This window comes from Pseudomonas sp. NPDC090208 (assembly GCF_044746785.1).
GTDB lineage: Bacteria > Pseudomonadota > Gammaproteobacteria > Pseudomonadales > Pseudomonadaceae > Aquipseudomonas.
In genome coordinates this window covers 204-15,544 of sequence record NZ_JBIVCU010000014.1, presented here as the reverse complement: position 1 = coordinate 15,544, position 15,341 = coordinate 204, and the positions used below count along the sequence as shown (strand labels likewise).

The following is a 15,341-nucleotide window of genomic DNA, read 5'->3' as shown; positions in this document are numbered from 1 at the left end:
AGCGGCAGAGCACAGGCTTAGGCATTCGGAGTCAACATGGCTGACCGTCACGACTACGTGGCCCTGGAGTGGGTCAAGGGCGAAATAGCCGAAACCCTCAAGCACGCCCGACAGGCGCTGGATTCGTTTGTCGCTCGACCTCACGACCCGGCGGGCATGGAGGTCTGCCTGGACCTGATCCATCAGGTACACGGCAGCCTGCTGATGATCGAGTTCTACGGCGCGGCGCTGTTTGCCGAAGAGGTCGAACAACTGGCGGTGGCCCTGCAACAGGGGCGCGTAGTGCAGGACAGTGAAGCGGTGCAACTGCTGCGGCTGGCCCTGAGCCAATTGCCATCGTATCTGGAGCGCATTCACTCGGCCCGGCGCGACCTGCCACTGGAGGTGCTGCCGCTGCTCAACGACCTGCGCAGTGCCCGTGGCGAAAGCCTGCTGTCGGAAACCAGCCTGTTTGCCCCGCAACTGCTGGCGCTGCCCGCGCTGGATGAACAGACCCTGGCCGAACGCGACACCGCCGAATTGCCCGGCAAACTGCGCAAGCTGCGTCAGACCTTGCAGACCGCGCTGGTCGGCCTGCTGCGCGAGCAGGACGTGCAAGTCCAGTTGGGCCTGATGGACAAAGTGTTCTGCCGTCTCGAAACGCTGTGCAAGGACGCGCCGCTGGAGCCGCTGTGGCGGATCGCCTCGGCGCTGGTGGAAGACATGATCGCCGGCAACTTCACCAACAGCCCGGCGCTGCGCAGTCTGTTCAAGGACGCCGACAAGGAGCTCAAGCGCCTGCTTGAGCAGGGTATCGCCGGCATCAACCAGCCGGCGCCCGACGAATTGCTGAAAAGCCTGCTGTTTTACATCGCCAAGTCAGACAGCCAAGCCCAGAGGATGATCGAGTTGAGGGACCAATACGGCCTGGCCGACGCGTTGCCGGAAAGCGCACAGGTAGATGAGGAACGTGCGCTGGCCGGCCCCGATCGCGACGCCATGCGCTCGGTGATCATCGCCCTGTGCGATGAACTGGTCCGCACCAAGGAGCATCTGGATGTCTTCGTGCGTGGCGACCGCGCCCATGTCAGTGAACTCAATGCCCTGTTGCCGCCGTTGCGGCAGATCTCCGACACTCTCGCGGTGCTGGGTTTCGGCCAGCCGCGCAAGGTCATCATCGATCAACTGACTGTGGTGCAGGGCATGGCCCAGGGGCAGCGCGAGCCCAGCGATGCCGCGCTGATGGATGTGGCCGGTGCGCTGTTGTACGTCGAGGCCACGCTGGCGGGCATGGCCGGCACGGTGGATCAGGGCAGCCCGGAAGAAAGCCGCCTGCCGACCACCGACCTGAGCCAGATCCATCAGCTGGTGATCAAGGAAGCCCGCACCGTACTGCAACAGGCCCGCGAGGTGATCGACGATTACATCGACGGCGAGCTCGACCGCCAGCGTCTGGCGCCGTTGTCGGCGCAACTGGTGCAGGTGCGCGGCGCGCTGGCGATGATTCCGCTGGCGCGGGCGTCCGGCCTGCTGGCCGCGTGCAACGAATACATCGTCGAGCAGTTGCTCAACGGCAAGGAAAAACCGGCCTGGTCGCAGTTGGACAACCTCGCCGACGCGCTGATCGGCGTCGAGTACTACCTGGAACGCATGGCCGAAGACCCGCAGGCACCGGGTGAGCACGTGTTGGATCTGGCCGAGGAAAGCCTGGGCAAGCTCGGTTATTCGCCAGTGCCGGACGCAGTCGACGTGCCGCTGCTGGATGAGGTCGTCAGCCACGAAGAATTCCACGAACTGCGCGAGAACCAGGCGCTGGCCACTCCCGAGCAGAGCCTGGCTGAAGTGCTGGCCAGCCCGGTCTCCGCGGTCAACCCGCCGGCCCGACATGTGCCGGCCAGCCTGCTGCCGCCGCCCAAGGATGAACCGGCGGTCGGCGATGAACTGCGCGACGTGTTCCTCGAAGAAACCGATGAGATGCTCGATGCGCTGCATGAATACCTGCCGCGCTGGCTGAACGACCCGAGCAACTGTTCCGCGCTGAGTGAAATCCGCCGGGCGTTCCATACCCTCAAGGGCAGTGGGCGCATGGTTCGCGCGCTGATTCTCGGCGAACTGGCCTGGGCAGTGGAAAACCTGATCAACCGCGTGCTGGAACGCAGCGTCGAACCGGACGAACAGGTCCGTCAGCTGCTGACCGACGTGCAGCAACTGCTGCCGGACGTGATCCGCGATTTCGCCGAAGATGTTCAGCACCAGCGCGACGATGTCGACCTGTTGGCCGCCAGAGCCCATGCACTGGCGCAAGGCGAAATTCTCGACATCGCGCCGCCAGTGACACCTGCACCTGCTCCGGTCGAAGCGGCCAAAGAAGGTTTCGATCCACAACTGCTGGAGATTTTCCGGCAGGAAGCGCTGACCCATCTGGACACGCTCAATCGCTACCTTGACGCCGTGCAGGGCGACGATTCGCCGACTTTCAGCGACGAGTTGCTGCGGGCACTGCACACTCTCAAGGGCAGTGCGTACATGGCCGGCGTGCTGCCGATGGCCGAGTTGGCGACGCCGCTGGACCAGCTGGTGCGCGAGTTCAAGACCCACCTGATCGCCATCGACGACGCGGAAATCAGCCTGCTGCGCGACGCCGAGCCGCTGTTTCATGAAGGACTGGCGCAGCTCAAGCGCGACCCGTTGCTGCCTATTGCCGGAGCGACGCCGCTGATCGAACGCGCCCGTGCGCTGCTCGACGAACGCATGGCGGCCGCCCATGAAGCGGACAGCAACGGCCTGCGCGTGCGGCGCAATCCGCAGTTGATCGCCAGCTTCCTCGCCGAAGGCATGGACATCCTGCTGGACGCGGAAAACCTGCTGGAACGCTGGCGCAAACACCCCGGCGAACGCCAGGAACTCAATGCGCTGCTGGACGAGCTGACCATGCTCGGCCATGGCGCGCACATGGCCGACCTGCCACAGGTGGACGAACTCTGTGAAGCGTTGCTCGACCTCTACGGCGCCGTGGAAGAAAGCAGCCTGGCGGTCAGCGAGCGCTTTTTCTCGGAGGCGCAAAGTGCCCACGAAGCGCTGATCAACATGCTCGACGAAATCGCCGCCGGGCAGCAGGTGCAGCCACGTCCGGAGCGTGTCCGGGCACTGCGCGAGCTGCTGGAAGAAGGCCTGGCCCCTGACGCCACCGGGCTGATTCGTCGAGACGGCGAGCAGGCTGCGCACATCACCGATCTGCAACAGGCGACCGCCGAACTGGTGGCGGCGGACGAACCCGAATCTGCTCACGAGCTGGATCAGGAAATCGTCGACATCTTCCTTGAGGAAGCCGTGGACATCCTCGACGGCGCCGGCAAAGCCTTGCAGCGCTGGCTCGACGACCCGGAAAACCCGTTACCGCTGTCGGCCCTGCAACGCGACCTGCACACCCTCAAGGGTGGTGCGCGAATGACAGAAATCGGCCCGGTGGGCGATCTCGGCCATGAGCTGGAGTCGCTTTACGAAGGATTGATCGACCGGCGCTGTAACTTCACCCCTGACCTCGCCGGTTTGCTGCTGCGCAGCCACGATCATCTGGCGCTGATGCTGGAGCAGTTGCAGAACCGCACGGCCCTGAGCAGCCCGGAGGCGGTGATCGGCGCGATTCGTGAATTCCGTCAATCCAACTGTTTCGTGCTGCCCCATGAAAACGAAGGGCGCAACGTTGGCGCGATGATCCAGCCGCTGGACGAGCGCGACCCCGAGCTGCTGGAAATCTTCCTAGAAGAAGCCGATGACATCATCGAAAGCTCCAGCGCCGCGCTGGTGCGCTGGCAAGCCGAACCGCAGAACACCGTGGAAGTGGAAAACCTGCTCCGTGACCTGCACACCCTCAAGGGCGGCGCGCGCATGGTGGAAATCGCCCCGATCGGCGATCTGGCCCATGAAATGGAGTCGCTCTACGAAGGCCTCTCCAGCGGCGCCCTGAAAAACAGCGCGCTGCTCAACGGCCTGCTGCAGAGCGGCCACGACATGCTCGCCGACATGGTCGATGCGGTGCGCGGCTACGAACCGCTGCCCAACCCGGCGTTGCTGATCGACAGCATCACCCAATATTCGGCCTCGGGCGCGACTCAAGAAATGGTCAGCCGGCCGCCGGAAGAAGCGGTGGTTGCACCGCCGCCCGTCGAGCCTGCCGCCCCGGCTGCCGACGCAGACGCCGAGCGCGCCGGGCCGGAAATGGTCAAGGTGCCCGCCGAACAGCTGGAGGATCTGGTCAATCTGGCCGGTGAAACCTCGATTTTCCGTGGCCGTATCGAGCAGCAGGTCAGCGACGCCCAGGCCACCCTGGCCGAGATGGAAACCACCATCGAGCGGATGCGCGATCAGTTGCGCCGGCTGGACGTCGAAACCCAGGGGCGCATTCTCAGCCGCGACCACAGCCACGAGCGCTCGGGTTACGAAGAATTCGACCCGCTGGAAATGGACCGCCATTCGCAGTTGCAGCAGTTGTCCCGGGCGCTGTTTGAATCCGCCTCCGACCTGATGGACCTCAAGGAAACCCTCGACACCCGTGCCCACGAGGCGGAAACCCTGTTGCTGCAACAGGCGCGGGTCAACACCGAGTTGCAGGAAAACCTCATGCGCACGCGCATGGTGCCGTTCGAGCGGATGGTGCCGAGGCTGCGGCGGATCGTGCGTCAGGTGTCCGGCGAACTGAACAAGAAGGTCAGCTTCGACGTGCTCAACGCCGAAGGCGAAATGGACCGTAACGTGCTGGAACGCATGGTCGCGCCGCTGGAGCACATGCTGCGCAACGCCATCGACCACGGCCTGGAAACCGCGGAAAAACGCCTCGCTGCCGGTAAGCCCGAGACCGGGCATATCACCCTCAGCCTGGCTCACGAAGGCGGCGACATCGTCATCGAGATGAGCGACGACGGCGCCGGTGTGGATTTTGCCGCAGTGCGCCGCAAGGCGATCAAGCGCGGGCTGATCGCACCGGATGCCGAGCTGAGCGAGCACGACACCTTGCAGTTCATTCTGCAGGCCGGCTTTTCCACTGCCGAAACCATCACCCAGATTTCCGGGCGCGGCGTCGGCATGGATGTGGTGCATGCCGAGGTCAAGGAACTGGGCGGCTCGATGGTCATCGATTCCAAATCGGGGCAGGGCGCACGTTTCCGCATCCGCTTGCCGTTCTCGGTGTCGGTCAACCGTGCGTTGATGGTGCAGTGCGGCGAAGAGCAGTACGCAGTGCCGCTGAACAGCATCGCCGGCATCGTGCGGGTCATGCCGGCCGAGCTTGAGGCTTATTACCAATCGGCACCGCCGCGTTATCAGTACGGCGAGCGGACCTACGAGCTGCGTTATCTGGGCGAGCTGCTGCACAACGGTCAGCCGCCGAAACTGCTGGGGCAGACGCAACCATTGCCGGTGCTGCTGGTGCATGTCCATGAACAGTGGGTGGCGGTGCAGGTCGATGCGCTGGCCGGCTCGCGAGAAATCGTGGTGAAGAACCTCGGTCCACAGTTCAGCGCCGTGCAGGGCATTGCCGGGGCGACCATTCTCGGCGATGGGCGGGTCGTGCTGATTCTCGACCTGTTCGCCCACATTCGCCGCCTGCATGCGCGGATGCTCGCGCAGCAGGTGTCGGGTCAGGCGCCGCTGCCGTATGTCGAGGCCGAACAGACGCGGCCTTTGCTGGTCATGGTGGTGGACGACTCGGTCACCGTGCGCAAGGTCACCGGGCGGCTGCTGGAGCGCAACGGCATGAACGTGCTGACGGCCAAGGACGGGGTCGACGCCATGGCGCTGCTGCAGGAACACACCCCGGACGTCATGCTGCTGGACATCGAAATGCCGCGCATGGACGGTTTCGAGGTCGCCAGCAAGGTGCGCGCAGACGAAGCGCTCAAGCACTTGCCGATCATCATGATCACCTCGCGCTCCGGGCAGAAACACCGTGACCGCGCCATGGCGCTGGGGGTCAACGATTACATGAGCAAGCCGTATCAGGAAGCTGCGCTGCTGGAGAGTATTGCGCACTGGAGCCACGCCCATGTCTGACACCACCACCCAGACCGCGCGCCTGACCAGCCTGACCGGGTTGCTGATTCCCCTGAGCGACCGCCATCTGCTGTTGCCCAACGTCGCGGTGGCCGAACTGATCGACTATCAGGACAGCATCGCCGACCCCGCTGCGCCGCAGTGGTACCTGGGCCCGATCAACTGGCGCAACCGCAGCCTGCCGCTGCTCAGCTTTGAAGCCGCCTGCGGCAGCCGCGCCCGTGTCGGTGGTCGCGCCCGCATCGTCGTGCTCAATGCCCTGGGCGGTCGCGCGGACCTGAAATTCATCGCCCTGCTGACCCAAGGCATTCCACGTTCGTGCAAGCTCGACAACCAACTCAGCTATGTCGACGTGCCTTTGGCCGAACTGGAACTGGCCGCCGTGCAAGTCGGCGAAACCGTCGCCAAAGTCCCCGACCTGGTGGCGCTGGAGCAGTGGCTGGTGGATACCGGACTGGTACAGGCGGAAGGCGCCGGGTTGTAAGTCGTGAGTACTGGGTGGGCAGCAGACACCGCAAACCCGTGGGAGCGGGCTCGCCCGAGAAAGCGTCAGCCCGCTCGGTACTGTACTGACTGACCCACCGCCTTCGCGGGCAAGCCCGGCTCCCACAGGGTTATGTATTTGGCCTGGCTATGGCGGCTTGCTCAAGACCAGCACCGCCGGCAAGCCGGACTGCTACGGACTGGGGGGCTGCTGAAACAGGGCAGACACCTTGAATCCTGTGGGAGGGGGCGGACGTTAGGACGGTCGCGAAAGCGGTGTGTCAGACCAATCGCTTTCGCGACCCTCGTAACCTCGGATCCCTCCCACAAAAGCACATGCGACGCGCTGTCTGTAGCAGCCTGGCTTGCCAGTGACGGCACCTTTGAAATCACCACCGCCGGCAAGCCGGACTGCTACGGACTGTGAGCTGCCGAGACAGAGCAGACACCTTGAACCCTGTGGGAGCGGGCTCGCCCGCGAAAGCGTCGGCCCGCTCGGTACTGTGCTGACAGACCCACCGCCTTCGCGGGCAAGCCCGGCTCCCACAGGGTTATGTATTTGGCTTGGCTATGGCGGCTTGCTCAAGACCACCACCGCCGGCAAGCCGGACTGCTACGGACTGGGGGGCTGCCGAAGCAGAGCAGGCACCTTGAATCCTGTGGGAGGGAGCTCTGCTCGCGATGGCGTCCTTCCTGTCGATCGACGATCACATGCGGTACATAAATACCAAGTCCTGACTTTTTCAAATCATTACTCTCACCGTAACGATCACGCCCCCTGCTTGATTGATGCCCCCACCCCGACACTCCTAAGGTAAGCCACGACAGCGAACCCGTGGAGTCAGCATGACAACAACCAACCTTGACCCGCGCTGGTCGCGTCGTCGCAGTGAGAAGCAGCGGCGGCTCGAACAAGTGCGTTCCCTCGCCGATGGCGTGGTTCTGCCTACCGACAAGATCGTCGCGGCGCTGGAGGCGTTGATTGCGCCCGGCGACCGGGTGGTGCTGGAAGGCAATAACCAGAAGCAGGCGGATTTCCTCTCTCGCTCGCTGGTTCAGGCCGACCCCGTCAAGTTGCACGACCTGCACATGATCATGCCCAGCGTCGGTCGCGCCGAGCATCTGGACCTGTTTGAACGCGGCATCGCCCGCAAACTCGATTTCTCCTTCGCCGGTACGCAAAGCTTGCGCATCAGCCAGTTGCTGGAAGACGGCCTGCTGGAAATCGGCGCGATTCACACCTACATCGAGCTGTATTCCCGCTTGCTGGTCGACCTGATTCCGAATGTCGTGCTGTCCGCCGGTTTCATGGCCGACCGCGCCGGCAACATCTACACCGGCGCCAGCACCGAAGACACCCCGGCCCTGATCGAACCGGCCGCCTTCAGCGACGGTATCGTCATCGTTCAGGTCAACCAGTTGGTGGACGACGTCAGCGATCTGCCACGGGTCGATATTCCGGCGTCGTGGGTCGATTTCGTGGTGGTGGCCGACCGGCCGTTCTACATCGAACCGCTGTTCACCCGCGACCCGCGTCATATCAAGCCGGTTCACGTGCTGATGGCGATGATGGCGATTCGCGGGATCTACGAAAAACACAACGTGCAGTCGCTCAACCACGGCATCGGCTTCAACACCGCGGCCATCGAGCTGATCCTGCCGACCTACGGCGAATCCCTAGGCCTGAAGGGCAAGATCTGCCGCAACTGGACGCTCAACCCGCACCCGACGCTGATTCCTGCCATCGAAAGCGGCTGGGTCGACAGCGTGCATTGCTTCGGCACCGAACTGGGCATGGAAAACTACATCGCCGCCCGGCCCGACGTGTTCTTCACCGGGCGCGACGGCTCGATGCGCTCCAACCGCATGATGTGCCAGCTGGCCGGACAGTACGCCGTGGACTTGTTCATCGGTGCGACCTTGCAAGTCGATGGTGACGGCCATTCCTCCACCGTCACCCGTGGCCGTCTGGCCGGTTTCGGTGGCGCGCCGAACATGGGCCACGACCCGCGCGGTCGCCGTCACGGCACCCCGGCCTGGCTGGACATGCGCCAGCAGACGCCGGACACCGATGCCTATCTGGCCCGTGGCAAAAAGCTGGTGGTGCAGATGGTCGAAACCTTCCAGGAAGGCGGCAAACCGACGTTTGTCGACAAGCTGGATGCCATCGAGGTGGCGAAGAAAAGCGGCATGCCACTGGCGCCGATCATGGTCTACGGCGACGACGTCACTCACCTGCTCACCGAAGAAGGCATCGCCTACCTGTACAAGGCCCGCAGCCTGGAGGAGCGTCAAGCGATGATCGCCGCCGTGGCCGGGGTCACCGCCATCGGTCTGCGACACAACCCGAAAGACACCGCGCGCATGCGCCGTGAAGGCCTGATAGCACTGCCGGAAGACCTCGGCATTCGCCGTACCGATGCCACCCGCGAGCTGCTGGCGGCCAAGAGCATCGCCGAGCTGGTCGAGTGGTCCGGTGGTTTGTACAACCCGCCTGCGAAATTCAGGAGCTGGTGATGCCTGCACTCAATATTGCAATTCAGGCGGCACCGGCGTCGTTGGCGCTGGCCGAGCGGCTGGCGGATCTGGCGGTGGACGCGCTGATCGACGAGGCCGACCTGTCGCCCAAGCCGGCGCTGGTCGACCGTCGTAGCAGCGGCGCGCACAGCGACTTGCACCTGGGTCTGATGCACGCTTCGGCACTGTCGTTGTGGCCGGCGTTCAAGGAAATGGCCGAGGCCGCCAGTGAGATTGGCGAAATCAATCAGACATTACGAGAAGCGATTGGCCGCATCGGTCGTGAAGGCGAAGCGGCGATGCTGCGCACTACCGACGGCGTGAACACCCATCGCGGCGCGATCTGGGCGCTGGGTTTGCTGGTGACGGCTGCGGCGCTGGAGCCGACGGACCTGTCGCCGGCCGGCCTGGGTCTGCGTGCCGGCTGTCTGGCGCTGATCGAGGATCGGCAGATGCCCCGGCACAACAGCCATGGCACCCAGGTGGCCCGACAGTACGGCGCCATGGGCGCTCGCGAGCAGGCGCAGCTGGGTTTTCCCGCAGTCACTCAACTCGGCCTGCCGCAACTGCAACGCAGCCGCGCCGCCGGCCATGGCGAACAGAACGCCCGCCTCGATGCGCTGCTGGCGATCATGACGTCGCTGTCGGACACCTGCGTGCTGTACCGCGCCGGTGAACAGGGCCTGCACACCATGCAACAGGGCGCCCGGCAGGTGCTCGACGCGGGCGGCAGCGCCACGTTGAGCGGTCGTCGCGCCCTGCATGCGCTGGATCAGCAACTGCTCAGCCTCAACGCTTCTCCCGGTGGCGCCGCCGATCTGCTCGCCGCCTGCCTGTTCATCGATTGCCTGGAGCCTGCGCTCGGCAACGTCACGAGGACTGTCTGACCATGGAAACCCTGTCTTTTGAATTTCCCGCCGGCCAGCCGCCGCTGGGCCGTGCGCTGGTGGGCTGTGTCGGTTCGGGCGATCTGGAAGTGCTGCTTGAGCCCGGCGTGCCGGGCAAGCTGACCATCCAGGTGGTCACGTCGGTCAACGGCAGCGCACTGCGCTGGCAGCACCTGTTTTCGCGCATGTTCGACGGCCAGACGCCGCCGGCCCTGAGCATCGACATCCACGATTTCGGCGCCACCCCCGGCGTTGTTCGCCTGCGTCTGGAACAGGGCTTCGAGGAGATCGGCCATGACTGACAGCGCGCATCTGCTGCAACAACACAGCTTCGTCGAACTGGGCGCTCGCCAGCGTGCCCGCGCCTTGCTCGACAACGGCAGCTTCCGTGAACTGATCGATCCGTTCGCGCGGATCACCTCGCCCTGGCTGCCGAAGCAAGGCATCGTGCCCCAGGCCGACGACGGCGTGGTCATCGCCAAGGGCAGCATCGACGGCCAGCCGGTGGTGGTGTGCGCCATCGAGGGCAACTTTCAGGGCGGCAGCATGGGCGAAGTCGGCGGCGCGAAAATCGCCGGCGCACTGGAACTGGCCGCCGAAGACAACCGCAACGGCATTCCCACCGCTGCCGTGCTGCTGCTGGAAACCGGAGGCGTTCGGCTGCAGGAAGCCAATCTGGGGCTCGCCGCGATTGCCGAAATTCACGCTGCCATTGTCGATCTGCGCCGTTATCAGCCGGTGATCGGCGTGGTGGCGGGCAGCGTCGGCTGCTTTGGCGGCATGTCCATCGCCGCTGGACTGTGCAGCTATCTGCTGGTGACTCAGGAAGCCCGGCTGGGTCTTAACGGTCCGCAGGTGATCGAACAGGAAGCGGGCCTCGACGAGTACGATTCCCGCGACCGGCCGTTCATCTGGAGCATCACCGGCGGCGAGCAACGCTTTGCCAGCGGCCTGGTGGATGCCTTCGTCGCCGACGACATCGCTGCCATCCGCCAGCAGGTCGAAACGCTGCTGAGCAAGGGCAAGCCCGAACAAGAGCGCAGCAGCCGTTACGCCTTCTTCCAGCAGCGTCTGGCGCAAGTCGACACCCGCGAGCAGATCGCCCCCGCCAGCGTGCGCAGCCTGTATCAAGGAGAACAGCCATGAGTGCCTATTCCACCCGTGGATTGCAGTGGTTCAAGGCGTTGAGCAGCGGCGCCACAACGGTGAATGGCCTGCCGGCTTCCGTGCTGGCCGCCGATGGACAACTGGGCGATCAGGCGGTGCGTTTTCTCGCCGTGGTGGCCGATCCGGACAACCGCTTCCCCCGTGCCCGCAACGGCGAAGTCGGCCTGCTGGAAGGCTGGGGCCTGGCCCAGGCGGTGGATGCAGTGATCGAGGAAGACCGTCAGCAAGCCCACAAACGTGCGTTGCTGGCGATCATCGACGTGCCGAGTCAGGCCTATGGCCGCCGTGAAGAAGTGCTGGGCATTCATCAGGCCCTGGCCGGTGCCGTGGATGCGTACGCCCGGGCACGACTGGCCGGGCATCCGGTGATTGGACTGCTTGTAGGCAAGGCGATGTCCGGGGCGTTTCTGGCCCACGGTTATCAGGCCAACCGCCTGATTGCCCTGCGCGATCCCGGTGTGATGGTGCATGCGATGGGCAAGGCTTCGGCGGCGCGGGTCACCCTGCGCAGTGTCGAAGAGCTGGAAACCCTCGCCGCCAGCGTGCCGCCGATGGCCTACGACATCGACAGCTACGCCGGCCTCGGGCTGCTGTGGGAAACCCTGTCGGTGAGCCAGATCGAACAGCCGACGGCAGACGACGTCGGTGCCGTGCAAGCGTGCCTGCTGGCAGCGATCAAGGACACTCTGGCGGGCAGCAACGATTTGCGCACAAGGCTGGGCGCGCCGAACCGTGCGGCCTCGTCGACCGTGCGTGAACTGCTGCGGGCGCAGTGGTGATGCGAGCGCTGCTGGCGGTGCAGCCCCACGATCTGTTGTGGGGCTTGTCGGTGGCCGCGTTGCCCGCCGACGCACCGGCCTGGGTGGTCGAAGTCATCGGCTTGGGTCAGCCGGTGGTGGTGCGTCGTGCATCGGTGGCGCCGGGCTACGTCGCGGTCGGCGTGCGCGGGCATTCCCGCGATCAGCGTTACGCGACGTTGATGCCGTTGTCTGCTGTCCGCCGTCGCGTGCAGCCGGAGCAACTGCTCAACGTCAGCGGCAGCGCGCAATGGCCGGCGTTGCAGGCCTTGCGCCAGGCTCGGCCATTGATGGACTCACTCGGCCTGCCCTGGGGTGTGGCCGGCGGTGCCGGTTTCGAACTGGCGACCGGCGTGCCGGTGCTGCATCAGGGCAGCGATCTGGATCTGATTCTGCGTACCGCCGCCGTTTTCAGCCGCGAACAGGCTGCCCGCCTGCTCGCTGGCCTCGACTGCGCGCTGTGCCGAATCGACCTACAACTGCAAACCCCGGCCGGTGCCGTGGCCCTGCGCGAGTGGGCCGGTTCGTCGCGGCAGGTGCTGCTCAAGGCTGCCGACGGTGCGCGGCTGGTGGATAACCCCTGGCATGCGCTGGAGTGTGCGGCGTGAGCAGCTTCTGGGTGTTTCCGGGGCAGGGCGCGCAGCAGCCGTGCATGCTGCACGGGCTGTCGGACGATCCGCTGAGCGCGCAATACCTGAGTCAGGCCAGTGCTGCGTTGGGTGAAGACGTGCTGACGCTGGACACCGCCGAAGCGCTGCAATCCACCCGCGCCGTGCAGTTGTGCCTGCTGATCGCGGGAGTTGCCTGTGCCCGCGTGCTCATGACCCACGGCAATCGGCCGCACAGCGTTGCCGGGCTGTCGATTGGTGCCTATCCCGCTGCGGTGATCGCGGGCGCGCTGGATTTCGCCGACGCGGTGCGGCTGGTGGCGTTACGCGGCGAGCTGATGCAGGGTGCTTATCCGCGGGGCTACGGCATGACCGCGCTGACCGGGCTGGATCAGGCCACGGTCGAAGGCTTGATCGCACAGGTTCACGGCGCGGACCAGCCGGTGTACCTGGCCAACATCAACGCCGACAGCCAGTTCGTCATCGCCGGCAGTGAAGCGGCCATGGCTGCCGTTGCGGCACTGGCGAAACAGCAGGGCGCGGGCATGGCCAAGCGACTGGAGGTCAGCGTGCCGTCCCATTGCGAGCTGTTGAACGAACCGGCGCAGCGCCTGGCCGAGGCATTCAGCCAGGTGACGCTCAAGGCACCGACCCTGCGCTACCTCAGCGGCAGCACGGCGCGGCCTTTGATGTCGGCAGAAAAGATACGTGACGACCTGGCGTTCAACATGTGCCGGGTCATCGACTGGCGCAGCACGGTGCAGACCGCCTACGAGCGCGGCGCCCGTCTGCAGATCGAGTTGCCGCCCGGCACCGTGCTCACGGGCCTGGCGCGGCGTGTGTTTGAACAAGGATCCGCAGTCGCCTTCCAGGGCGCCCGGCTGGATACGCTGAGCGCGCTGTCGCGAGAGGAGGAACGCCGCCACCCATAAACCTGCGGCTGCTTCGAAGGAACAAAAACAACAACTTCGACGATGCAATTAGAGGGTAACAACAATGATTATTTATGGTGTCGCGTTACTGGCTATCTGCACCCTTGCGGGGGTGATTCTCGGTGATCTGCTTGGCGTGCTGCTGGGCGTCAAATCCAATGTCGGCGGGGTCGGCATCGCCATGATCCTGCTGATCTGCGCCCGTCTGTTCATGCAAAAACGTGGCGGCATGAGCCAGGGCTGCGAAATGGGCGTCGGCTTCTGGGGCGCCATGTACATTCCGGTGGTGGTCGCCATGGCTGCCCAGCAAAACGTCGTCACAGCGCTCAAGGGCGGCCCGATTGCGGTGATCGCTGCCATCGGTTCGGTCCTCGTCTGCGGGTGCACCATCGCCCTGATCAGCCGCACCAACAAAGGCGAACCGCTGCCCAGAGAAGATGAACCCGAAGCGCCGAAACCGGTGATGGCGACCGCCGCGCCGACTGTCTCGACAGCAGCAGGAGGTCGCTGATATGTGGGATCTCATTCAGAAAGACCTGATCAGCCAGGGCGTGGTGACCGCGTTTGCCGTGGTCGGCGTGGTGATGTGGATTTCCGTGGTGCTGTCCAAACACCTGACTTTCGGCCGTATTCACGGCTCGGCGATTGCCATCGTTATCGGGCTGGTGCTGGCCTGGGTCGGCGGTGTGCTGACCGGTGGGCAGAAAGGGCTGGCGGACCTGGCGCTGTTTTCCGGCATCGGCCTGATGGGCGGCGCCATGCTGCGCGACTTCGCCATCGTGGCCACGGCGTTTGAAGTGCAGGCTACCGAGGCGAAAAAGGCGGGTTTGATCGGTGCCTTTTCGCTGTTCCTTGGCACTGTGTTGCCGTTCATCGTCGGTTCGTGTGTGGCCTATGCCTTCGGTTATCGCGACGCGGTGAGCATCACGACCATCGGTGCCGGTGCGGTGACCTACATCGTCGGCCCGGTGACCGGCGCGGCGCTGGGGGCGAGTTCCGACGTGATGGCGTTGTCGATCGCCACCGGGCTGATCAAGGCCATTCTGGTGATGGTCGGCACGCCCATGGCCGCTCGCTGGATGGGCCTGGACAACCCGCGCTCGGCCATGGTCTTCGGCGGCCTGGCCGGCACAGTCAGCGGCGTGACCGCAGGCCTGGCAGCGACCGATCGGCGGCTGGTGCCCTACGGCGCACTGACCGCGACCTTCCACACCGGGCTGGGCTGCTTGCTGGGGCCGTCGCTGCTGTACTTCATCGTGCGCGGGATTCTGGGTTGAGTGCTGTGTGGGAGGAAGACGGTGAATCAAACAACACATCATTGTCTGAACCGACGCCTTCGCGAGCAGAGCTCCCTCCCACAGGTTTTGCGTTCATTCACACGACCTGCGGCTGGTCATGATCCTGTGGGAGCGCGCTTGCCCGCGAAGGCGGTGTGTCAGCCGAAGCCGGGTTGTCTGAACTGACGTCTTCGCGAGCAGAGCTCCCTCCCACAGGTTTGGCGTTCATTCACACGACCTGCGGCTGGTCATGGTCCTGTAGGAGCGCGCTTGCCCGCGAAGGCGTTGTGTCAGCCGAAGCCGGGTTGTCTGAATTGACGCTTTCGCGAGCAGAGCTCCCTCCCACAGGTTTTGCGTTCATTCACACGACCTGCGGCTGGTCATGGTCCTGTAGGAGCTGGCTTGTCCGCGAATGCGGTGTGTCAGCCGAAGCCGGGTTGTCTGAACTGACGTCTTCGCGAGCAGAGCTCCCTCCCACAGGTTTTGCGTTCATTCACACGACCTGCGGCTGGTCATGGTCCTGTAGGAGCGGGCTTGCCCGCGATGGCGGTGTGTCAGCCGAAGCCGGGTTGTCTGAATTGACGCTTTCGCGAGCAGAGCTCCCTCCCACAGGTTTTGCGTTCATTCACACGACCTGCGGCTGGTC

11 protein-coding genes are annotated in these 15,341 nt (G+C 64.6%); all 11 read left to right on the top strand.

All coding sequences use genetic code 11. The annotated features are described in order from the left end of the window. The first annotated feature begins 36 nt into the window (after positions 1–36). The 11 genes from ACIPL0_RS21745 to madM all read left to right on the top strand — a co-directional run bounded on the left by ACIPL0_RS21745 (position 37) and on the right by madM (position 14,695). Positions 37–6,027: an Hpt domain-containing protein gene (locus ACIPL0_RS21745; RefSeq protein ID WP_400599404.1), complete on the top strand. Its 5,991-nt coding sequence runs from the start codon at positions 37–39 to the stop codon at positions 6,025–6,027. Further along, positions 6,020–6,511, top strand: coding sequence for a chemotaxis protein CheW (locus ACIPL0_RS21740; protein ID WP_400731605.1), 492 nt, complete (start codon positions 6,020–6,022; stop codon positions 6,509–6,511). The genes ACIPL0_RS21745 and ACIPL0_RS21740 overlap by 8 nt, the downstream gene beginning before the upstream one ends. Positions 6,512–7,356: 845 nt before the next feature. Further along, a complete protein-coding gene (gene mdcA, locus ACIPL0_RS21735) occupies positions 7,357–9,027 on the top strand; it encodes a malonate decarboxylase subunit alpha (RefSeq protein WP_400599406.1) in 1,671 nt (556 codons plus the stop codon). Further along, positions 9,027–9,914: a triphosphoribosyl-dephospho-CoA synthase gene (locus ACIPL0_RS21730; RefSeq protein ID WP_400599407.1), complete on the top strand. Its 888-nt coding sequence runs from the start codon at positions 9,027–9,029 to the stop codon at positions 9,912–9,914. Before mdcA ends, ACIPL0_RS21730 begins: the two co-directional genes overlap by 1 nt. Before the next feature lie 2 nt (positions 9,915–9,916). Next, the gene (locus ACIPL0_RS21725) at positions 9,917–10,216 is read left to right on the top strand and encodes a malonate decarboxylase subunit delta (RefSeq protein ID WP_400599408.1); all 300 of its coding nucleotides are present in this window, start codon (positions 9,917–9,919) and stop codon (positions 10,214–10,216) included. Then, the gene (locus ACIPL0_RS21720; RefSeq protein WP_400599409.1) at positions 10,209–11,060 is read left to right on the top strand and encodes a biotin-independent malonate decarboxylase subunit beta; all 852 of its coding nucleotides are present in this window, start codon (positions 10,209–10,211) and stop codon (positions 11,058–11,060) included. The genes ACIPL0_RS21725 and ACIPL0_RS21720 overlap by 8 nt, the downstream gene beginning before the upstream one ends. Continuing rightward, positions 11,057–11,860: a biotin-independent malonate decarboxylase subunit gamma gene (gene mdcE / locus ACIPL0_RS21715; protein WP_400599410.1), complete on the top strand. Its 804-nt coding sequence runs from the start codon at positions 11,057–11,059 to the stop codon at positions 11,858–11,860. The genes ACIPL0_RS21720 and mdcE overlap by 4 nt, the downstream gene beginning before the upstream one ends. Beyond that, positions 11,860–12,486, top strand: a complete 627-nt coding sequence (locus tag ACIPL0_RS21710; protein ID WP_400599412.1) for a malonate decarboxylase holo-ACP synthase — start codon at positions 11,860–11,862, stop codon at positions 12,484–12,486. Before mdcE ends, ACIPL0_RS21710 begins: the two co-directional genes overlap by 1 nt. Continuing rightward, positions 12,483–13,418, top strand: coding sequence for a malonate decarboxylase subunit epsilon (gene mdcH, locus ACIPL0_RS21705; protein ID WP_400599413.1), 936 nt, complete (start codon positions 12,483–12,485; stop codon positions 13,416–13,418). Before ACIPL0_RS21710 ends, mdcH begins: the two co-directional genes overlap by 4 nt. Positions 13,419–13,482: 64 nt before the next feature. Continuing rightward, complete coding sequence (gene madL / locus ACIPL0_RS21700; RefSeq protein ID WP_400599415.1) at positions 13,483–13,929, top strand: malonate transporter subunit MadL; 447 nt, start codon at positions 13,483–13,485, stop codon at positions 13,927–13,929. A 1-nt stretch (position 13,930) separates the two neighbouring features. Continuing rightward, positions 13,931–14,695, top strand: a complete 765-nt coding sequence (madM, locus tag ACIPL0_RS21695) for a malonate transporter subunit MadM (protein WP_400599416.1) — start codon at positions 13,931–13,933, stop codon at positions 14,693–14,695. Positions 14,696–15,341 lie beyond the last annotated feature (646 nt).